Source organism: Janthinobacterium sp. BJB401 (assembly GCF_013372745.1).
GTDB lineage: Bacteria > Pseudomonadota > Gammaproteobacteria > Burkholderiales > Burkholderiaceae_D > Janthinobacterium > Janthinobacterium rivuli.
Genome location: NZ_JABXFH010000008.1, coordinates 93,958 through 113,516, shown reverse-complemented (window position 1 = coordinate 113,516; position 19,559 = coordinate 93,958). Strand labels below are relative to the sequence as shown.

At 61.4% G+C, this 19,559-nt stretch carries 19 protein-coding genes; 18 read left to right on the top strand and 1 reads right to left on the bottom strand.

Features of this window, described 5'->3' with window-relative positions; genetic code table 11:
• Nucleotides 1-231 precede the first annotated feature (231 nt).
• From HWE17_RS07995 to HWE17_RS07955, 9 genes are all read left to right on the top strand, one after another.
• Nucleotides 232-1,962, top strand: a complete 1,731-nt coding sequence (locus HWE17_RS07995) for an acetolactate synthase 3 catalytic subunit (protein WP_051958867.1) — start codon at nucleotides 232-234, stop codon at nucleotides 1,960-1,962.
• Between the two features lie 2 nt (nucleotides 1,963-1,964).
• Nucleotides 1,965-2,456 (top strand): acetolactate synthase small subunit, encoded by a 492-nt coding sequence (gene ilvN, locus HWE17_RS07990; protein ID WP_010399754.1) that lies wholly within the window; start codon nucleotides 1,965-1,967, stop codon nucleotides 2,454-2,456.
• A gap of 74 nt (nucleotides 2,457-2,530) precedes the next feature.
• Nucleotides 2,531-3,547 carry a ketol-acid reductoisomerase gene (gene ilvC / locus HWE17_RS07985; protein ID WP_034750044.1) on the top strand — a complete coding sequence of 339 codons (1,017 nt, stop codon included), beginning with the start codon at nucleotides 2,531-2,533 and terminating at the stop codon, nucleotides 3,545-3,547.
• A gap of 149 nt (nucleotides 3,548-3,696) precedes the next feature.
• Nucleotides 3,697-4,107, top strand: coding sequence for a hypothetical protein (locus HWE17_RS07980; RefSeq protein ID WP_035820558.1), 411 nt, complete (start codon nucleotides 3,697-3,699; stop codon nucleotides 4,105-4,107).
• Between the two features lie 203 nt (nucleotides 4,108-4,310).
• A complete protein-coding gene (locus tag HWE17_RS07975; RefSeq protein WP_081922520.1) occupies nucleotides 4,311-5,549 on the top strand; it encodes an MFS transporter in 1,239 nt (412 codons plus the stop codon).
• Between the two features lie 205 nt (nucleotides 5,550-5,754).
• On the top strand, nucleotides 5,755-6,510 hold the full coding sequence (locus tag HWE17_RS07970; RefSeq protein ID WP_152249903.1) for an SIMPL domain-containing protein: 756 nt from the start codon (nucleotides 5,755-5,757) through the stop codon (nucleotides 6,508-6,510).
• Between the two features lie 101 nt (nucleotides 6,511-6,611).
• Nucleotides 6,612-7,367, top strand: a complete 756-nt coding sequence (locus HWE17_RS07965; protein WP_176388398.1) for an SIMPL domain-containing protein — start codon at nucleotides 6,612-6,614, stop codon at nucleotides 7,365-7,367.
• 157 nt (nucleotides 7,368-7,524) lie between these two features.
• Nucleotides 7,525-8,376, top strand: a complete 852-nt coding sequence (gene pssA / locus HWE17_RS07960; protein WP_176388397.1) for a CDP-diacylglycerol--serine O-phosphatidyltransferase — start codon at nucleotides 7,525-7,527, stop codon at nucleotides 8,374-8,376.
• A gap of 48 nt (nucleotides 8,377-8,424) precedes the next feature.
• Nucleotides 8,425-9,969 (top strand): 2-isopropylmalate synthase, encoded by a 1,545-nt coding sequence (locus HWE17_RS07955; protein ID WP_176388396.1) that lies wholly within the window; start codon nucleotides 8,425-8,427, stop codon nucleotides 9,967-9,969.
• Nucleotides 9,970-9,980: 11 nt separating this feature from the next.
• Here HWE17_RS07955 and bamE read toward each other — a convergent pair whose 3' ends face one another.
• Nucleotides 9,981-10,478 carry an outer membrane protein assembly factor BamE gene (gene bamE, locus HWE17_RS07950; protein ID WP_035820545.1) on the bottom strand — a complete coding sequence of 166 codons (498 nt, stop codon included), beginning with the start codon at nucleotides 10,476-10,478 and terminating at the stop codon, nucleotides 9,981-9,983.
• Nucleotides 10,479-10,663: 185 nt separating this feature from the next.
• On the opposite strand from bamE, the gene rpsO reads away from it, so the two are divergent.
• The 9 genes from rpsO to HWE17_RS07905 all read left to right on the top strand — a co-directional run bounded on the left by rpsO (nucleotide 10,664) and on the right by HWE17_RS07905 (nucleotide 19,517).
• A complete protein-coding gene (rpsO, locus tag HWE17_RS07945) occupies nucleotides 10,664-10,933 on the top strand; it encodes a 30S ribosomal protein S15 (RefSeq protein ID WP_010399743.1) in 270 nt (89 codons plus the stop codon).
• Between the two features lie 219 nt (nucleotides 10,934-11,152).
• Nucleotides 11,153-13,270, top strand: a complete 2,118-nt coding sequence (pnp, locus tag HWE17_RS07940; RefSeq protein WP_010399742.1) for a polyribonucleotide nucleotidyltransferase — start codon at nucleotides 11,153-11,155, stop codon at nucleotides 13,268-13,270.
• 214 nt (nucleotides 13,271-13,484) lie between these two features.
• Entirely contained in the window at nucleotides 13,485-14,180 is a 696-nt protein-coding gene (locus HWE17_RS07935) for a hypothetical protein (RefSeq protein ID WP_176388395.1), read from the top strand.
• 9 nt (nucleotides 14,181-14,189) lie between these two features.
• Nucleotides 14,190-14,486: a hypothetical protein gene (locus tag HWE17_RS07930; RefSeq protein WP_176388394.1), complete on the top strand. Its 297-nt coding sequence runs from the start codon at nucleotides 14,190-14,192 to the stop codon at nucleotides 14,484-14,486.
• A 122-nt stretch (nucleotides 14,487-14,608) separates the two neighbouring features.
• Complete coding sequence (locus HWE17_RS07925) at nucleotides 14,609-16,561, top strand: methyl-accepting chemotaxis protein (RefSeq protein WP_176388393.1); 1,953 nt, start codon at nucleotides 14,609-14,611, stop codon at nucleotides 16,559-16,561.
• A 153-nt stretch (nucleotides 16,562-16,714) separates the two neighbouring features.
• Nucleotides 16,715-16,924 carry a hypothetical protein gene (locus tag HWE17_RS07920; RefSeq protein ID WP_176388392.1) on the top strand — a complete coding sequence of 70 codons (210 nt, stop codon included), beginning with the start codon at nucleotides 16,715-16,717 and terminating at the stop codon, nucleotides 16,922-16,924.
• Between the two features lie 109 nt (nucleotides 16,925-17,033).
• Nucleotides 17,034-17,795, top strand: a complete 762-nt coding sequence (locus tag HWE17_RS07915; protein WP_176388391.1) for a DUF2807 domain-containing protein — start codon at nucleotides 17,034-17,036, stop codon at nucleotides 17,793-17,795.
• A 62-nt stretch (nucleotides 17,796-17,857) separates the two neighbouring features.
• Nucleotides 17,858-18,466, top strand: a complete 609-nt coding sequence (locus tag HWE17_RS07910; RefSeq protein WP_035820533.1) for a tetratricopeptide repeat protein — start codon at nucleotides 17,858-17,860, stop codon at nucleotides 18,464-18,466.
• A 70-nt stretch (nucleotides 18,467-18,536) separates the two neighbouring features.
• Nucleotides 18,537-19,517, top strand: a complete 981-nt coding sequence (locus tag HWE17_RS07905) for an NAD(P)H-quinone oxidoreductase (RefSeq protein ID WP_176388390.1) — start codon at nucleotides 18,537-18,539, stop codon at nucleotides 19,515-19,517.
• The last annotated feature ends 42 nt before the right edge of the window (nucleotides 19,518-19,559 follow it).

The following is a 19,559-nucleotide window of genomic DNA, read 5'->3' as shown; positions in this document are numbered from 1 at the left end:
TTGTAGGCAGTTTGTTCTAACCCGCGCCACAAGCGCGAGCGGTTCGTGCAGGCGCCACAGAAACTCCGGCCAAACGAGTTGCGTTAAGCGTTGTTTTGTAAGGTATCTATGGGTGCCCAAAGAAATGTCGTGACCGCATGAAAAGGGAAGCAGGAGCACTGTCGCGCACGGCGAACTTCGTCAGGAAAGAACATCCGATCAATCTCCAATGGACCTTGAAAGGAATGTTTCATGAATACCGAAGCAGCAGCAGGACCCATTACCGGCGCAGAAATTGTCGTGCGCTGTCTGGCTGAAGAGGGCGTCGAGCACGTCTTTGGATACCCGGGCGGAGCCGTACTCTACATCTACGACGCCATCTTCCAGCAAAACAAATTCCAGCATATCCTGGTACGCCACGAGCAGGCCGCGATCCACGCCGCCGATGCCTATTCGCGCAGCTCGAACAAAGTCGGTGTCGCCATCGTCACGTCCGGTCCGGGCGTCACGAATGCCGTCACGGGCCTGTCCACCGCGTACATGGACTCGATTCCCATGGTGGTGATCTCCGGCCAGGTGCCGAGCCACGCCATCGGACAGGATGCGTTCCAGGAATGCGACACGGTCGGCATCACGCGCCCCGTCGTCAAGCACAACTTCCTCGTCAAGGACGTCAAGGACCTGGCATCGACGATCAAGAAAGCCTTCTTCATCGCCCGTACCGGCCGTCCGGGACCCGTGCTGGTCGATATCCCCAAGGATATCAGCATGCACAAATGCCATTTCGACTATCCGAAGGAAGTCGAGATGCGTTCCTACCGTCCCGTCGACAAGGGCCACTCGGGCCAGATCCGCAAGGCCGTGCAACTGTTGCTGCAAGCCGAACGCCCGATGATCTACACGGGCGGCGGCGTGATTCTCGCGCATGCGGCTCCCGAGCTGAACAAGCTGGTTGACCGCCTGGGTTTCCCGTGCACCAACACCTTGATGGGCCTGGGCGGCTACCGCGCCTCGAGCGAGCAGTATGTCGGCATGCCCGGCATGCATGGCACCTATGAAGCGAACATGGCGATGCAGAACTGCGACGTGCTGATCGCCATCGGCGCCCGTTTCGATGACCGCGTGATCGGCAACCCGAAACATTTCGCCTCGCATCCGCGCAAGATCATCCACGTGGATATCGATCCATCGTCGATTTCCAAGCGCGTCAAGGTCGATATCCCCATCGTCGGCAACGTCAAGGACGTGCTGATCGAGTTCCTCGCGCAACTCGACGCGGCCGAAGCCAAGCCGAACGTCAATGCCCTGAGCAACTGGTGGAAGCAGATCGCCGAATGGCGTGGCCGCGAATGCCTGAAATACCCGACTTCCGACCTGGTCATCAAGCCGCAATCGGTGGTGGAAAAGGTATTCCAGATCACCAAGGGCGATGCTTTCATCACGTCCGACGTGGGCCAGCACCAGATGTGGGCCGCGCAATACTATGGCTTCGACAAGCCGCGCCGCTGGATCAATTCCGGCGGCCTGGGCACCATGGGTGTCGGCTTGCCATACGCCATGGGTGTGCAGATGGCCAATCCGGACGCCACCGTTGCCTGCATCACGGGCGAAGGTTCGATCCAGATGTGCATCCAGGAATTAGCAACGTGCAAGCAGTATCACCTGACGCCGAAGATCATCATGCTCAACAACCGTTTCCTCGGCATGGTGCGCCAGTGGCAGGAAATCGATTACGGTTCGCGCTATTCCGAGTCATACATGGATTCGCTGCCCGACTTCGAGAAGCTGGCGGAAGCGTACGGCCACGTGGGCATGAAAATTGAAAAACCGGGCGACGTCGACGGCGCCCTGAAAGAGGCGTTTGGCATGAAAGACAGGCTGGTATTCATGAACTTCATTACCGACCAGTCCGAAAACGTGTGGCCCATGGTGAAAGCCGGCAAAGGCCTGTCCGAAATGATGCTCGGCTCGGAGGACCTCTAATCATGCGCCATATTATTTCTGTCTTGCTGGAAAACGAAGCGGGCGCCCTGTCGCGCGTGGTGGGCCTGTTCTCGGCACGCGGTTACAACATCGAAACGTTGACCGTGGCGCCGACGGAAGACTCGACCCTGTCGCGCATGACCATCGTCACCAGCGGCTCGGACGACATCATCGAGCAGATCACCAAGCACTTGAACCGCCTCATCGAAGTGGTGAAAGTGGTGGACCTGACCGAAGGCCAGCATATCGAACGCGAGTTGATGCTGATCAAGGTTCGTGCCGTGGGCAAGGAGCGCGAGGAAATGAAGCGCACCGCCGATATCTTCCGTGGCCGCATCATCGATGTCACCGAAAAGACGTACACGATTGAGCTGACCGGCAACAAGGTCAAGCTCGACGCGTTCATCGATTCGATCGACCGCGCCGCCATCCTGGAAACCGTCCGTACGGGTGGTTCCGGCATCGGCCGCGGCGAACGCATCCTCAAAGTATAAAAAGACTAGTAGTACTAAGCGGCCCTGGCGCCGCATTTAAAACAACAACGCATCATCAAATTATAGGAAATACCATGAAAGTTTTTTACGACAAAGACGCTGACCTCTCCTTGATCAAAGGCAAAAACGTTGCCATCATCGGCTACGGTTCGCAAGGCCATGCACACGCACAAAACCTGAACGATTCGGGCGTCAACGTCACCGTCGGCCTGCGCAAGGGCGGCGCTTCATGGACCAAGGTCGAGCAAGCCGGTCTGAAAGTAGCGGAAGTCAACGACGCCGTGAAAGCGGCCGACGTCATCATGATCTTGCTGCCAGATGAAAACATCGCCCAGGTCTACAACGAAAACATCGCCCCGTTCGCCAAGCAAGGCGCCGTCCTGGCCTTCGCCCACGGCTTCAACGTGCATTACGGCCAAGTCGTGCCACGCGCCGATCTGGACGTGATCATGGTCGCGCCGAAGGCGCCAGGCCACACCGTACGCGCCACCTACACCCAGGGCGGCGGCGTGCCCCACCTGATCGCCGTGTACCAGGATAAATCGGGCATCGCCCGCGATATCGCCCTGTCGTACGCCTCGGCCAACGGCGGCGGCCGTGCCGGCATCATCGAAACGAACTTCCGTGAAGAAACCGAAACGGATCTGTTCGGCGAACAGGCCGTGCTGTGCGGCGGCGCCGTGGAACTGATCAAGGCCGGCTTCGAAACCCTGACGGAAGCGGGCTACGCGCCTGAAATGGCGTATTTCGAGTGCTTGCACGAACTGAAACTGATCGTCGACCTGATCTATGAAGGCGGCATCGCCAACATGAACTACTCGATCTCGAACAACGCCGAATACGGCGAATACGTGACCGGTCCTAAGGTTGTGACGTCGGCCACCAAGGATGCGATGCGTCAATGCCTGAAAGACATTCAAACGGGCGAATACGCGAAGAGCTTCATCCTGGAAAACAAGGCAGGCGCACCGACCCTGATCTCGCGCCGCCGTCTGACGTCCGAGCACCAGATCGAAGAAGTGGGCGCGAAACTGCGCGCCATGATGCCTTGGATCGCCAAGAACAAGATGGTTGACCAGTCGAAGAACTAAGCAGTTGTAGTGCATCACAAGAAGCCGGCGCAAGCCGGCTTTTTTTATGCGCATCGTTTGGCAGGCAACATCCGTTACAATCAGGCCCATTCAATCCTACCGTGCGCACCATGCTTGTTTTTTCTAAAGTTTTTGTCGGGAATCTTCATGTGCTCAAGCGCCCCTTCCTGGTGACCATCAGCTGCTGGTTTCTGATTTTCGGCTCGCTGTCAGCGCTGGTCTCGTCCTACCTCGGCCGCAACGATCCCGCCATGCTGGCCGGGATGGCGCACAGCGTGATTTCCGCCGAGGCGCAATACGCGATTTTGCTTTTCAGCATGAGCATTAACCTGGTGGCGGCGCTGGCCATGCTGCAAAGGCAGCGTGGCGCGCGCACTGTGTATCTGGTGTGGGGCGTGATCGACATTGCGTTCTGCCTGGCGACCTTGCCGGTCAAGATGCACGTCTTGCCTGGCGCGCTCCTGTTCGCCGTCATCTGTGCCTTGCTGTACAGTCCGAAATCGAATGCCTGGTTTTCGCCACGCAAGGCGGCCAATGATGCCTGCATGACGCCAGCGTAAGCACGGCTGTCTTGGCGCGCACGTTGGCGCGCACGCTTTTCGCCCGCCTCCTGTTTTTTATATTCCTATATAATCCCGCCCTTCCTTTGCAGTTTCACATGGACTGCATCTGTTTCGGTATCTGCCGACCGCAACGCGCATCACCGCTTTTGTAGCACGCCAGGCGCTAAATGATCAGCCGCTTGGCAACCTGAAGGACCCCTATGACTGACCGCATTACCGCCACAGTACCCATGCCGGGCACTGCAGAATCTTCCATTTCCGAACGGCTTCCCGTCCTGGCCTTGCTGGCCCTGGCCATGACGGCGTTTCTCGCCCTCCTGTCCGAAACCTTGCCGGCCGGCTTGCTGCCGCAGATTGCCCATGATCTCAATATTTCCGAAGTCATGACGGGCCAGCTGGTGACCGTCTACGCCATCGGCTCCATCCTGACGGCGATCCCGCTGACGGCCCTGACGAGCGGCTGGCGCCGGCGCAATGTCTTGCTGCTGGCCATCATCGGTTTCTTGATCTTCAATACGGCGACGGCCCTGTCGCCCAACTATATGGTTGCCCTGGCCTCGCGCTTCGTCACTGGCATGGCCGCTGGCTTGGCCTGGGGCTTGATGGCCGGCTACGCGCGCCGCATGGTGAGCGTCGAACAACAGGGCAGGGCGATGGCCATTGCCATGATCGGCACGCCGCTGGCTCTGTCGCTGGGCGTGCCGCTGGGCACCCTGATGGGCGGCGTGCTGGGCTGGCGCAGCATCTTCGGCATCATGTCGGGCCTGGCTGTGGTGCTGGTCGCGTGGGTGCTGCTGGTCGTACCCGATTATCCGGGGCAAAAGAATGGCGAGCGCCTGTCGATCCGCCAGGTGTTCCTGACGCCGGGCGTGCGGCCGATTCTGGCCGTCATCGTCGCCTGGATGCTGGCGCATAACATTCTGTATACCTACATCGCGCCGTTCCTGGCGCCATCCGGCCTGCGCCCGCGCGTCGACCTGGTGCTGCTCGTGTATGGCGTGGGTTCCCTGGCCGGTATCTGGCTGGTCAGCCAGCTGATCGACCGCTGGCTGCGTCCGCTCGTACTGGGCTGCATCGCCGCCTTGGCCCTCGTGATGGTGGCGCTGGGCCTGGCGATGGACTCGCCTGCCGTGATCTATGTCAGCATGGCCATCTGGGGCATCACCTTTGGCGGCGCCGGCACCTTGCTGCAGACGGCGTCGGCGGATGCGGCCGGCGACGGCATGGACGTGGCGCAAGCCATGGTGGCGACCATCTGGAACGTGGCCATCGCCGGTGGCGGCCTGGCGGGCGGAATGCTGCTCGACGGCTATGGCGCGGCATCGTTCCCGTGGGCCATGCTGGCCTTGCTGCTGGTGGCGTTGACCATCGCCTGGTGCGCCCACCGCCACAGTTTCAAGCCGGGCCGGCGCAGCGGTGGCGCAGTCGTAGGCCACTAATAACATTGTTATTTATGATGACAGCGTGTTGAAATGTGAGCAGATGTGACTGGCAAGCGCATTTTGTGACGATTTGTTAATTTGCGCCACGGGAATGAATGAGGCGTTAGAATCTACACAGTTTGACAAGTTTCTCAGGTGAAAGGGGTGCCAAAAGCGCCCCGTTCGCTGGCTGTCAGCCACATTAACTACCTAGGAGTACCCCATGACCGTGATGAAATCCGTCCTTGTTGCCGCCGCAGCCACCGTTGCCCTGAGCGCACAAGCTCAATCCTTGCCGACTTCCGGCACCCTGGTGGTCGTACCCGCGTTTGGCGAAGTCAAGCATGTCAATGACCAGGTGGTCGCTACCCTGGCCGTCGAAGAACAGGACAAGGACAAAGCCGCGGCCGCGTCGCGTGTCAACCAGAAGATGAACAAGGGCATCGCCATCGTCAAGCAGGCCGACCCGTCGGCAGCGCTGAAATCGTACGGCTACTACACCTATCCCGTGTATCCGGAAGAGCGCCCATTGCCGGCTGGCGCCGTGGCCAAGCCGCGTTTGCCTACGGCCTGGCGTGTCGGCCAGTACCTGGAAGTGACGACGGCCAACTTGGCGTCGCTGCCAAAAACCGTGTCGGCGGCGCAAGGCGTGCTGACCCTGAATGGCTTGAATTTCGGCCTGAAGCCGGAAACCATCCGCCTGCTCGATGACCAGCGCATCGCCGCCACGTACAAAAACCTGAACGAGCGCGTGGCCGCCATCGCCAAGGCCATGGGCCGCAACGTCTCCGACGCCGTGCTCGATACGGTGGACTTCGAAGGTTCGGGCAACTATGTCACCGAAAACCGTGCCGCCGCCGCACCGATGATGATGCGCAGCGCCAAGATGGCTGAAGACAGCACCGTCGCCGAACCGAGCTTCGAGCCGGGCGAAACGACGCTCGACATGCGTGTCGTCGGCAAGGTCAAGTTCAAGTAAGTTCAATAGTGTGGAAGTATTTCCACCTTAGCATGTTTTAAAAATCATGGGGCTGTTGGCCCCATGCTTGTTTTTGCCCCATTATTTTCCAGGAGAACACCATGACCGTCATGAAATCACTGCTGGCCGCAGCCGCCGCTACCGTTGCCCTGAGCGCCCAAGCCCAGACCTTGCCCACCTCCGGCACCCTCGTGGTGGTGCCCGCGAACGGCGAAGTGGTGCATGCGAACGACCAGGTGACCGTCACCCTGGCCATCGAAGAGCAGGACAAGGACAAGGCCGCCGCCGCCTCGCGCGTGAACCAGAAGATGAACCAGGGCGCGGCCATCGTCAAGAAGGCCGATCCGCAAGCCGTGCTGAAAACCCAGGGCTATTACACGTATGCCGTGTACCCGGAAACGGCGCCGCTGCCGCCTGGCGTCGCCGCCAAGCCCAGAGTGCCGACCGGCTGGCGAGTGGGCCAGTACCTGCAGGTAACGACGACCAACCTGGCCGCCTTGCCGAAAACTGTTTCCGCGGCGCAAGGCGTGCTGACCCTGAACCGTTTGAACTTCGGCCTGGCGCCCGCCACCATCCGCAAGCTCGACGATCAGCGCATCGCCGCCGCCTACAAAAACCTCAACGAGCGCGTGGCCGCCATCGCCGGCGCCATGGGGCGCAACGTCAGTGACGCCGTGATCGACACCATCGATTTCGAAGGTTCGGGCAATTACGCGCAGCGCGTCAATGTGACCGGCGCGCGCAACATGAGCGCCGACGTTGCAAGCTATGGCGGCAGCCAGGTGGCCGAACCGAGCTTCGAGCCGGGCGAAACGACCCTGAACATGGGCCTGGTGGCGAAGGTCAAGTTCAAATAATGCTTGAACAGGCGTCAATATTGCCGGCTTGACGCCGCCGCGCTTTTCTTTGGCGGTGGCTCCTCTATAATGGCAATATCGGCGGGCGCATGCCATGACAGTCATGCACCCGCCATCTGGCACCGATTCCCCCGCAGTACACAAGATATGGAACAACATGGCAAACTTCCCCCGTCGTAGAGGCAAGAACGGCACTCCCGCAACATCCAAAGCGTCCCGCTTCAGCAAATTCGTGCGCCAGCCGGTGAGCGATGGCAGTGGCAAGAAAACCTTGCGCCGCCGCGGCATCTATCTGTTGCCGAATGCCTTCACGACGGCAGCCCTGTTTTGCGGCTTCTACGCCATCGTCATGGCCATGAACCAGAAATTCGAACACGCGGCCTGGGCCATCTTCATCGCCATGATCCTCGACGGCCTGGACGGCCGCATCGCGCGCCTGACGAATACGCAGAGCGAATTTGGCGCCCAGTACGACAGCCTGTCCGATATGGTCTCGTTCGGCGCCGCGCCGGCGCTGGTGATCTATGAATGGTCGCTGCGCGGCATGGGCAAGCTGGGCTGGCTGGCCGCCTTCGTGTATTGCGCCGGCGCCGCCTTGCGCCTGGCCCGCTTCAACACGAATATCGCCGTGGTCGACAAGCGTTTCTTCCAGGGCTTGCCCAGCCCGGCGGCAGCGGCCATGGTGGCCGGCTTCATCCTGCTGATGAACGACCTGGAATTTGCCGGCAACCAGCTGGCCTGGGTGTCGTGGACGATCGCCCTGTTCTCCGGCCTGACCATGGTCACCAACGTGCCGTTCTACAGCTTCAAGGATGTGAATTTCCGCAAGTCCGTGCCCTTCATCGTGGTATTCCTGCTGGCATTGTTCTTCGCGCTCATTTCCATCGACCCGCCGAAAGTGCTGTTCCCGATTTTCGTCGCCTATGGCCTGTCCGGCTACGCCGTGTTTTTCTGGCGCATGGCGAAGGGCAAGCCCGTCAGCATCATCCAGACCGACCCCGAGCATTGATGCGCTGAGTCGGTAGCGTCGCCAGTCTTCAGCCAGCCAGGAGCAGCCATGAACACCAGCAACCGACTCATCATTTTTGACACCACCTTGCGCGACGGCGAGCAATCGCCGGGCGCTTCCATGACGCGCGAGGAAAAGCTGCGCATCGCCAAGCAGCTTGAACGCCTGAAGGTCGACGTGATCGAAGCGGGCTTCGCCGCCGCCTCGCAAGGCGACTTCGAGTCGATACGGGCGATTGCCGGCGCCGTGCGCGAGTCCACCATCTGCTCGCTGTCGCGCGCCAACGACCGCGACATCGCCCGCGCCGCCGAAGCGCTGGCACCTGCCGAGCGCAAGCGCATCCACACGTTTATCGCCACCTCGCCCCTGCACATGCAGATCAAGCTGCGCATGACGCCAGAGCAAGTGCTGACGCAGGCGCAAAACGCCGTGCGCTACGCGCGCCAGTTCACGGACGACATCGAATTCAGCCCCGAAGACGGCAGCCGCTCCGACGAGGATTTTCTGTGCCGCGTGCTGGAAGGCGTGATCGCCGAGGGCGCCACCACCATCAATTTCCCCGATACCGTGGGCTATGCCGTGCCGGAAATCTTTGGCGCCACCATCAAGCGCTTGCGCGAACGCATACCGAACTCCGATAAAGCCATCTGGTCTGTCCATTGTCATAATGACCTGGGCCTGGCGGTGGCCAATTCGCTGGCCGGGGTCATGATCGGCGGCGCGCGGCAGATCGAGTGTACCGTCAATGGCCTCGGCGAGCGGGCCGGCAACACGGCGCTGGAAGAGGTGGTGATGGCGCTGCGCACGCGCGCCGCCTATTACAACCTGACGGTGGGGATCGACACGACGCAGATCGTGGCGGCCTCGAAAATGGTGTCGCAGATCACGGGCTTTGCCGTGCAGCCGAACAAGGCCGTCGTCGGCGCGAACGCCTTCGCGCACGCGTCCGGCATCCACCAGGATGGCATTTTAAAAGCGCGTGAAACGTATGAAATCATGCGCGCCGAAGACGTGGGCTGGACCGCCAACAAGATCGTCCTTGGCAAATTGTCGGGGCGCAATGCCTTCAAACAGCGCCTGCACGAGCTGGGCATTGCGCTCGAATCCGAGGCGGAAGTCAACGCGGCCTTCCTGCGCTTCAAGGAGCTGGCCGACCGGAAATCCGAGATTTTCGACGAAGACATCATGGCCCTCGTCAGCGAGGAACAGCAGGCGCAGGAGAGTGAGCACTACCGTTTCATTTCCCTGACACAGCAATCGACGACGGGCGCCGTACCGCATGCGCGCGTGGAGTTTCTCGTCGGCGGCGTGCAGCGCAGTTGCGAAGGGCAGGGCGACGGCCCCGTCGACGCGACGGTCAACGCCATCGAAAGCGCGGCCGCCAGCGGTGCCGAGCTGGTCTTGTTCTCCGTCAACGCCATCAGCACGGGCACGCAGTCGCAGGGCGAAGTGACGATGCGGCTGTCGCGCGACGGGCGCATCGTCAACGGCGTGGGCGCCGACCCGGACATCATCGTCGCGTCGGCCAAGGCGTATTTCTCGGCATTGAACAAATTACACGCCAAGGATGAGCGGATCGATCCCCAGCCGTGAGGGGGCGCTAACTACCAGAAGAAGCGCCGCTCTTCCTTGGCCGGATCGGGTCCGTTCATCATCATGCGCACGATGCCGTCATGGTCGAAGTGCACGTGCATCATGGAATCCCACACGCCCGATTCCTTGTAGCGGTAAGACCAGACGTGCAGTTTCGGCAGCGACAGGTAGGAGGTTTCCGTCGGGCGGCCCAGGGTGTGCAGCACGTCTTGCTGCGTCGATACGCCCACCTTGATGCGGGCAAAGCCTGGCGTGTCGAGCACCTGCTCGTAGGAAATCAACTTGTCGTCGGGGCCGAAGCGGGCCATGTAGGTGTACTGGCCATATGGCCCCGTGGCGTATTCAAGCTCGGGACCGGTGGGCAGTTGATAGATATTGCTTGGCCGGCCCAGGCGCGCTTCCACGGCGGCGCGCGCTTCACCCGGCTGGGGTGGCGGGACGTTCCAGCTGGCGCAGCCGGCCAGCGCGGCAAACAGCAGCGGTGTTGCTGATTTGAGCAGTTTTTTCATGGTTGACCTCCTGAAATGCAGGAAAACTCTATCATGCACCGAGAAAAGCGCGCACGGCAGGATACAGGCGGGCATTTTTCCGATATACTTGCGCGTCTGGTTGGCAGCATAGGCCAGTATTTTAATAATCGTAGTTCACGGTGGATAGGGTTCAGACTCTGTGCACCGCATGTGAAAGGTTTATCATGACAGTAGAAAACATCAACAAAGCCGCTATCATCGCGGACAACGCACGTGGTCAAAACGACACCGGCTCCCCTGAAGTGCAAGTTGCACTGCTGACAGCTCGCATCAACGAACTGAACGGCCACTTCAAAGCCCACTCGAAAGATCACCACTCCCGCCGCGGCCTGATCATGATGGTCAACCGTCGTAAGAGCCTGTTGTCCTACCTGAAGGCTAAAGACGCTACCCGTTATCGCGACCTGATCGCTAAACTTGGTCTGCGCAAGTAATTTTTGCCGTACAAGGTTTATACAGAAATGCCTGCGCCAGTTCGCTGACGCGGGCATTTTGTCATTTGAATTCCGGATTTTTATCGGTAAGTGCAGTATTCTCTACCGATATCATGTTTTAAAAGTAAAGTAGTAAAGGCGGCAACGATGTTCCGCCGCCTGTGGTGAGGTGAACGACAGCCCCTGAAAATCTGTCGGCAATTAGAAAAGGGATACCCCATGTTTAACAAAGTTACGAAAACCTTCCAGTACGGTCAACACCAAGTGACCCTGGAAACCGGCGAAATCGCACGTCAGGCATCCGGCGCAGTGCTGGTGTCGATCGAAGATACCGTCGTTCTGGCAACGGTGGTGGCACGCAAAGATGCCAAGCCAGGCCAGGATTTCTTCCCTTTGACGGTTGATTATGTCGAAAAAACCTATGCTGCCGGTAAAATCCCGGGCGGTTTTTTCAAGCGCGAAGGCCGTCCTTCCGAAAAAGAAACACTGACCTCCCGTCTGATCGACCGTCCTATCCGTCCGCTGTTCCCGGAAGGCTACCTGAATGAAGTGCAAGTCATCATTCACGTGCTGTCGGTCAACCCTGAAATCGATCCGGACATCGCCGCCATGATCGGCGCATCGGCCGCCCTGTGCGTATCGGGCGTGCCTTTCAACGGTCCTATCGGCGCCGCGCGCGTCGGTTACGCGAATGGCCAGTACATCCTGAACCCGACCGTTCAGCAACTGAAAACGTCGGAAATGGACCTGGTTGTCGCCGGTACCGAAACGGCCGTGCTGATGGTCGAATCGGAAGCGAAACAGCTGTCCGAAGAAATCATGCTGGGCGCCGTGGTCTTCGGCCACGACCAGATGAAAGTCGTCATCGACGCGATTCACGACCTGGTGCGTGACGGCGGCAAGCCGGAAGTGGAATGGGCGCCTGCGCCGAAAAACGAAGCACTGATCGCCCGCGTCGCGCATTTCGCCAACGCCAAGATCAATGACGCGTATCAAACCAAGGACAAGCAAGAGCGTACGGCGAAGCTGAAAGCAGCGACGTCGGAAGTGATCGCCGACCTGTCGGCCGAAGCGGCTGCCGCTGGCGGCGCGTCGATTGACAGCGCTGAAGTGAACAACATCCTGTTCGATATCGAAGCGAAAATCGTGCGTACGCAAATCCTGGACGGCGAGCCACGCATCGACGGCCGCGACACGCGCACCGTGCGTCCGATCTCGATCCGCACCAGCGTGCTGCCACGCACCCACGGTTCGGCCCTGTTCACGCGCGGCGAAACGCAAGCGCTGGTCGTGGCAACGTTGGGCACCGCCCGCGACAGCCAGAAGATCGATGCGCTGATGGGCGAGTTTACCGATTCGTTCATGCTGCATTACAACATGCCTCCGTTCGCCACCGGCGAAACGGGCCGTGTCGGTACGCCTAAACGCCGCGAAATCGGCCACGGCCGCCTGGCCAAGCGCGCGCTGATCGCCGCCCTGCCAGCAGCTGAAGAGTTCAGCTACTCGGTGCGTCTGGTATCGGAAATCACGGAATCGAACGGTTCCTCGTCGATGGCATCGGTGTGCGGCGGCTGCCTGGCACTGATGGACGCCGGCGTGCCGATGAAAGAACACGTGGCAGGTATCGCCATGGGCCTGATCAAGGAAGGCGGCAAGTTTGCCGTGCTGTCCGACATCCTGGGCGACGAAGATCACCTGGGCGACATGGACTTCAAGGTAGCCGGTACCCGCAACGGTATCACGGCGCTGCAGATGGACATCAAGATCATGGGCATCACCAAGGAAATCATGCAAGTGGCACTGGCGCAAGCCAAAGAAGGTCGCGAGCACATCCTGGGCGAAATGCAAAAAGCCATGCCGCACGTCAAAACCGAACTGTCCGATTTCGCACCGCGTCTGATCACCATCAAGATCAACCCGGAAAAAATCCGTGACGTGATCGGCAAGGGCGGCGCCGTGATTCGCGCGCTGACCGAAGAGACGGGCACCCAGATCGACATCAGCGACGAAGGCGTGGTCACCATCGCTTCCGTTGACGCTGCTGCCGGCCAGGAAGCCAAGCGCCGCATCGAAGAACTGACCGCTTCCGTCGAAGTGGGCAAGACCTACGAAGGCACCGTGCTGAAACTGCTGGACTTCGGCGCCATCGTGCAAGTCATGCCAGGCAAAGACGGCTTGCTGCACATCTCGCAGATCGCCAACGAGCGCGTCAACGCCGTGGCCGACTACCTGAAAGAAGGCCAGCTGGTGCGTGTAAAAGTTCTGGAAACGGACGACCGCGGCCGTCTGAAACTGTCGATGAAAGCTGCTGAAGGCAACGAAGCGCCAGCCGCTTAATTTCCTTCAGATTCGCCTGACTGCGGCTTCGGCCGCATGATCAAAACCGCCAGCGCGCAAGCCCTGGCGGTTTTTTTTGCGCCTTGTTTGCGCTGTATCGAAGGTGGATGCCGGATTGTGCATCGAGCTTGATCCAGCGCGTATCGGCCGCCGGCGCGCCTTGTAGATTCAGGAGGGGATATTCCCCTGAACGAGTCTTCCAAGGAGATGCAGCATGCGCACATTCCGCGGGCTGGGCGCCGCCTTTCTGCTTGCCATTTCGCCCGGCGCCTGGGCACAGCTGGACAAGGCACCGACGCCGGTGCCGCTGCCCATCCCCATCGCCGCCGCGTCCGCAGCCATGCCGGCGCAAGACCTCGACGCCTTGCGCGCCGTGCATGCGCGCGAAATCAATGACCTCAGCACGTTCAGGACGGCCGGATTGCAGCGCGCAGCCATCGATCCCTATCTCGATAGTGGGCCAGGGCAGCAATTCCTGCGCGAGCTGCGCGCCGCCGATCCCACCGCCCCGGCCGACACCATCTATGCGCGCGCGGTCGAGCAGCTCGCTTCCGGCAGCACCTTGCCCGCTTTGCAGGCCATGTCGGCCGCGCTGGTAAAAATCGTGCCGCATGGCCAGAATGTGTCGCCGTACTCGCCGTATTTCACCACCAGCGCGCAATTGCAGCAGGCATCCAGCCGCTGCGCCACCCTGGCCGACTGTTTCGGCTTGCCCATGAAGAGCGAGGCGCCGCTGTATGATGTGTATCAGATCATGCCCAAGGGTACTGTCAACGTGTTTGTCAGCCAGGTGGCGCCGACGCAAGAGCTGGGCGGGCTGGTGCGGCGCAAGGGTGGGGCGCAGCAGTATTTATTACCCAACCGCAGCCTGTGGTCGGCCCCTGTGCTGATCGGTACGATCAAGAATTGAGGAGCGATGATGGATCAACAGAGCCTGCAAGCCCGCGCCGCCGAGCTGGAGCAAGTGCTGGGGCGCCTGGCGGGCGCCGATACGGAAGTGGCCGACCTGCGCAGCGCGCTCGAGCCGCTGCTGGCCCTGGCAGGCAGCGGGGCCTTGAGCGCGCCGCTGCCGTGGGGCGATATCCCCGGCGGGCGCTACTTTAACGAAGGCAGTCTGCGCCGCTATCCCGAGCTGGAGCAGGCATTTGCCCGCTTCCGCATCGAGGCGACGGGTGGCGACTCGCCGGCCCTGCGCAAGCTGCGCGGCGAGACTTGATTTATATATGGTATCAATTGTTGTTTATGGGTAATTGACTGTCAGTATTGCTTGACGACAAAATCTTATTCCCCGACCATGGTGCATCCCTCCCGATTTCCCCTTTTTTTATTGGATGCACCATGTTGTCCTCCCTTAAGGCGCGGCTGATCGCCATCGCCGTTTCCATCGTCGTGCTGGCCATGCTGGCCGTCGCCATCGCCAATTTCTTCACCACGCGCTCCAGCACCCTGGCCGCGCTCGACACGCAGATGCTGCAGTTGTCGCACAGCCACGCGCAAGCCATCGCCGAATGGCTGCGCTCCAAGCAAGCCGTCGTGGGCTCGCTCAAGCAGGGCGCCACGGCGGCCGACCCGCTGCCGGCCCTGAAGGCGGCCGAGCAGGCCGGCACCTTCGACATGGCGTATATCGGCTTTGCCGACAAGCACGCCGTCTTTTCGCAAGAACGCAAGCGCGCCGCCGACTACGATCCCACGGCGCGCCCCTGGTACAAGCTGGCGTCCGAAGTGGGCGGCCCCATCATCACGGCGCCGTATATCGGCGCCAGCACGGGCAAGCTGGTGGTGACGTTTGCCGAGCCGCTGGGCGGCAAGGGCAGCGTGACGGGCGTGATGGCGGCCGACGTGATGATGGATGCGGTGGTGCAAAACGTCGCCTCGATCAAGCCGACGGCGTCCAGCTATGCCTTCCTCGTCGATGGCGGCGGCAAGATCATCGCCCACCCGGACGGCAAGCTGACCCTGAAGCCCCTGGCCGAACTGGACCCTGGCCTGAGCGCGCAGGCGCTGGCCGATATCGAAAAGAGCGGCGATGGCGCCGCCATTCGCCTCGGCGACCGTAACGGCATCTTGCATGTAAGTAAAGTGCCGGGCAGCGACTGGCTGCTGGCTACCGTGCTCGACCGCGCAGAAGCGACGCAAGCCCTGAGCTCCATGCTGCGCGCCTCGGCCTTGACGGCCTTGCTGGTGCTGGCCCTGGCCGCCACGGTATTGAGCGTGCTGGTGGCGCGCGCCCTGCGCCGCCTGGGCGTGGTGCGCGATGCGATGGAAGCGATCGCCACGGGCGACGGCGATCTGACCAGCCGCCTCGACGCGGAAGGCTCGGACGAACTGGCGCAGATCGCCAAGGCGTTTAACTTGTTTGTCGAAAAGATCGCCACCGTACTGGTGCAGATCCGCAGCATCAGCACCCTGGTGCGCAGCGAGTCGGCCGATATTGCCGCCGGTAATGCCGACCTGTCTTCGCGCACGGAAGCGCAGGCGGGCGCGCTGGAAGAAACGGCCAGCTCGATGGACGAGCTGACGTCGACCGTCAAGCAGAATGCGGAAAACGCGCACGCGGCCAATGAGCTGGCTGTGTCCGCCTCGGAAGTGGCGGCCAAGGGCGGCCGGGTGGTGCAGCAAGTGGTGGGCACCATGGCCGGTATCCAGGAAAGCTCGCGCAAGATCGTCGACATCATCGGCGTGATCGACGGCATCGCTTTCCAGACGAATATCCTGGCCTTGAACGCGGCCGTCGAGGCGGCGCGCGCAGGCGAGCAGGGCAGGGGCTTTGCCGTGGTGGCGTCCGAAGTGCGCAACCTGGCGCAACGCTCCGCTGGTGCGGCGAAGGAAATCAAGGAGCTGATCGGCGATTCGGTGGAAAAAGTGGATGCCGGCGGGCGCCTTGTCGATGAAGCGGGCCAGACCATGGATCAGGTGGTGGCGTCGGTGCAGCAATTGACGACCATCATGAGCGAGATCACGGTGGCCAGCCGCGAACAGAGCGCCGGCATCGGCGAGATCAATACGGCCGTCACGCACATGGATACCATGACACAGCAAAACGCGGCCCTCGTCGAGCAAGCGGCCGCCGCCGCGGAAAGCCTGCAGGAGCAGGCCGTGGACCTGGCGCAAGCCGTCGGCATGTTCCGCCTGGGCGATGCGGGTCCCGCCGTGGCGCCCGCGCCCGTGACGCGCCTCAAGGCGACGCCAGCCGTTCGTGCCCTTGCGCCGCGTGCGCCGGTCCGCGCGCCGTCGCCGAGCAAGCCTGTCAAGGCGGCCAAGTCCGGCGCCGACGAGTGGGAAGAGTTTTAAGAAGACGCTTAGCGATCTGCGCGTTCATCCGCGTTTTTGTCAGGCCAGCCTGCCAAAAGCGCAGTTCGTCGCAATCGGCGTGTCTGCCGGGGGCGGTATGGCTATAGTCACACCATACCGCAAGCCCACTGCCAGACACCCGAGGAGATTCACATGAACGTCGCTAAAAATATGGAAGTCATCGCCGTTGCCGCCGCCATCCTGCTCGGCGCCAGCTGCTACGCCACCGCCCCGGCCGCTCCGGCCCTGCAAGTGGCCAGTTCCACCGTCACCCTGGCCGCGCCAGCGGACAAGGCTGCCATGCACGTGGTGGTGGTCAAGGCCAAGCGCCTGAGCGCTACCGAAAAAGCCCGTTTCGCATAATTGATTGTCAGCAATTTTTGCTGCTGCTACAGTGGCAGCCAATGGCAATGCGCGCAAGCCCCACGAGGGTGCCGCGACACATAAAAACAAGATACCGAGGATGCTCTACATGAAAAAGACACTGCAACTGGCGCTGCTGTTCCTGGCGACGTTGGGCCTGGTGCGCGGCGCGGCCGCCGAGACCCGCCTGCTGGAAATGCGCAACGTCGACGCCCGCGTGGTGCGCGTCAAGCTTGATGGCGTGATGGAAGTGCGCATTCGCCAGGGCAACGTGCCTTCGCTGAGCATCACGGCCGACAAACGCTACATCGCCGATGTCAGCACGGCGCAAAGCGGCGATACCCTGCACATCGAAACGGAAGTGCGTGGCTTCAAGATCGGCCCCTCGTCGATCCGCGCCGACCTGGTCCTGCCGAACTTGCGCGAACTCAGTTCGGAAGGCTTCGGCAGCACGGACATCACGGGTTTCAAGGGCGAGGAACTGACCCTGTCGCTGGAAGGGGCGGGCAGCATCAAGCTGGTGGGCGACTACCGCAAGCTGAATGCCAGCCTGGGCGGCGTGGGCAGCATGCAAATATGGATAGGCAACAATGAGCGGGCCGAACTGGACTTGCAGGGCGCCGGCTCGGTGGTGCTGGGCGGACGCGGGCGCATCCTGAAAGCCAGCCTTGGCGGCCTGGGCAGCCTGAATGCGCAGCAATTCGAAGCCGATGCCGTCAACCTGGAATTGAGCGGCCTGGGCAACGCCACGGTGAACGCCCATACGAATGCCAAGCTGAACTTGAGCGGACTCGGTTCGGTGGTGGTGTATGGCAAGCCGGTCAACCGCGATGTCAGCGTCGAGGGCCTGGGCAAAGTCAGCTGGAAGTAAAAGCATCCTGCCGCAGGCCTTTGGCAGGACAAGAATAAGTAGTCAGACCACATCCCATTCCGATGAAAAAACTGATCATTACATTACTCATGCTGTTGACGATACAGCTACCCGCGCGGGCTGGCTTCGCCGAAGGCGCCAGCGCCTACAACAACAAGAATTACGCGCTAGCCTACAAGGAAATATTGCCGCTGGCCAAGACCGGCAACGCCGATGCCCAGCATTTGCTGGGCTTGATGTATTACATGGGACGGGGCTTGCCGCAGGACTACAAGCAAGCCATGTTCTGGCACCGCAAGGCGGCCGAGCAGGGCAAGGCCGATGCCCAGTATGTCGTGGGCGCCATGTATTACACGGGCAACGCCGTGCTGCAGGACCATAAACAGGCCGTCGGCTGGTTCCGCAAGGCGGCCGAGCAGAACCATGCCGAGGCGCAGCAGGTGCTGGGCCTGATGTACCGCTACCACATGGGCGGCGTGCAGCAGGACAACGTCATCGCCTACATGCTGTGGAACCTGGCGGCGGCGAATGGCAACGCGAATGCGGCCGACCAGCGCGCCGCCGTGGTGCGCAAGATGACGCATGAGCAAGTCGAGGAAGGGCAGGCCCTGTCGGCGAAATGGAAGCCCGGCACGCCGCTGCCGCGCCAGTCGAAGACGGGCGGCGCCTAGGGCGGGAGGCTCCCTGCAAGGGTGGACGGCTTGGCGTACAATCGCCGTTTTCCCTTGAAAGAGTCCCGCCATGCGTGCAGTTGCCATCAGCCAGCCAGGTCCCGCCGACGTTTTACAGATCGTCGAGTCTCCCGTTCCCGCCTTCAAAGCCGGAGAGCTGCTGATCAAGGTGCACGCGGCCGGCATCAACCGTCCCGACGTGCTGCAGCGCCTGGGCAAATATGCGCCGCCACCGGGCGCCTCCGACTTGCCGGGCCTGGAAGTGGCGGGCGAAGTCGTCGATGGCGATTTCAGCAACACTGAATTCAAAAAAGGCGACCTCGTCTGCGCGCTGGTGCAGGGCGGCGGCTATGCCGAATACTGCGCCGCACCCGCCGGCCAGTGCCTGCCGCTGCCGCAAGGCTTGACGGCGCTGGAAAGCGCGTCGCTGCCGGAAAACTTCTTTACCGTCTGGAGCAATGTTTTCGACCGCTGCGCGCTGGCGGACGGCGAAACGTTATTGGTGCAGGGCGGCACGTCCGGCATCGGCGTGACGGCCATTCAATTGGCCGCCGCTCTGGGGCATCGCGTCTTCGCCACGGCGGGCAGCGACGAAAAGGCGCGCGCCTGCGAGGCGCTGGGCGCCGAACGGGGCATCAATTACCGCACGGAAGATTTCGTTGCCGTCGTCAAGGAATTGACCGGTGGCAAGGGCGTCGACGTCATCCTTGATATGGTGGGCGGCGACTACTTGCCGCGCGAGATCAGCTGCCTGGCCGACGACGGCCGCATCGGCCTGATCGCCGTGCAGGGCGGCACCAGGGCGGAGCTGGACCTGGGCACCTTGCTGCGCCGCCGCCTGACGGTGACGGGTTCCACCCTGCGTCCCCGTTCCGTGGCCTTCAAGGCGGCCATCGCGAACCATTTGCGCACGACCGTCTGGCCGCTGATCGAGGCGGGCAAGATCAAGCCCGTGATCTATAAAACTTTCCCGCTGGAAAAAGCCAACGAGGCGCATGCCCTGATGGAAGCGAGCACGCACGTGGGCAAGATCATGTTGCAAGTTGTTTGAAACGGGGCACTGCCTGTTTGACCGGCATCGGTGCCGGAGTTA

Excerpts from the sequence above, each read along its gene's own strand:
- ilvC (WP_034750044.1), top strand. The coding sequence starts at position 2,531 with ATGAAAGTTTTTTACGACAAAGACGCTGACCTCTCCTTGATCAAAGGC.
- HWE17_RS07995 (WP_051958867.1), top strand. The coding sequence starts at position 232 with ATGAATACCGAAGCAGCAGCAGGACCCATTACCGGCGCAGAAATTGTC.
- bamE (WP_035820545.1), bottom strand. The coding sequence starts at position 10,478 with ATGAAAAAACTGCTCAAATCAGCAACACCGCTGCTGTTTGCCGCGCTG.
- HWE17_RS07915 (WP_176388391.1), top strand. The coding sequence starts at position 17,034 with ATGAAAAAGACACTGCAACTGGCGCTGCTGTTCCTGGCGACGTTGGGC.
- HWE17_RS07965 (WP_176388398.1), top strand. The coding sequence starts at position 6,612 with ATGACCGTCATGAAATCACTGCTGGCCGCAGCCGCCGCTACCGTTGCC.
- HWE17_RS07930 (WP_176388394.1), top strand. The coding sequence starts at position 14,190 with ATGGATCAACAGAGCCTGCAAGCCCGCGCCGCCGAGCTGGAGCAAGTG.
- ilvN (WP_010399754.1), top strand. The coding sequence starts at position 1,965 with ATGCGCCATATTATTTCTGTCTTGCTGGAAAACGAAGCGGGCGCCCTG.
- HWE17_RS07970 (WP_152249903.1), top strand. The coding sequence starts at position 5,755 with ATGACCGTGATGAAATCCGTCCTTGTTGCCGCCGCAGCCACCGTTGCC.
- HWE17_RS07905 (WP_176388390.1), top strand. The coding sequence starts at position 18,537 with ATGCGTGCAGTTGCCATCAGCCAGCCAGGTCCCGCCGACGTTTTACAG.
- HWE17_RS07910 (WP_035820533.1), top strand. The coding sequence starts at position 17,858 with ATGAAAAAACTGATCATTACATTACTCATGCTGTTGACGATACAGCTA.
- HWE17_RS07920 (WP_176388392.1), top strand. The coding sequence starts at position 16,715 with ATGAACGTCGCTAAAAATATGGAAGTCATCGCCGTTGCCGCCGCCATC.
- HWE17_RS07935 (WP_176388395.1), top strand. The coding sequence starts at position 13,485 with ATGCGCACATTCCGCGGGCTGGGCGCCGCCTTTCTGCTTGCCATTTCG.
- HWE17_RS07955 (WP_176388396.1), top strand. The coding sequence starts at position 8,425 with ATGAACACCAGCAACCGACTCATCATTTTTGACACCACCTTGCGCGAC.
- pssA (WP_176388397.1), top strand. The coding sequence starts at position 7,525 with ATGGCAAACTTCCCCCGTCGTAGAGGCAAGAACGGCACTCCCGCAACA.
- rpsO (WP_010399743.1), top strand. The coding sequence starts at position 10,664 with ATGACAGTAGAAAACATCAACAAAGCCGCTATCATCGCGGACAACGCA.
- pnp (WP_010399742.1), top strand. The coding sequence starts at position 11,153 with ATGTTTAACAAAGTTACGAAAACCTTCCAGTACGGTCAACACCAAGTG.
- HWE17_RS07975 (WP_081922520.1), top strand. The coding sequence starts at position 4,311 with ATGACTGACCGCATTACCGCCACAGTACCCATGCCGGGCACTGCAGAA.
- HWE17_RS07925 (WP_176388393.1), top strand. The coding sequence starts at position 14,609 with ATGTTGTCCTCCCTTAAGGCGCGGCTGATCGCCATCGCCGTTTCCATC.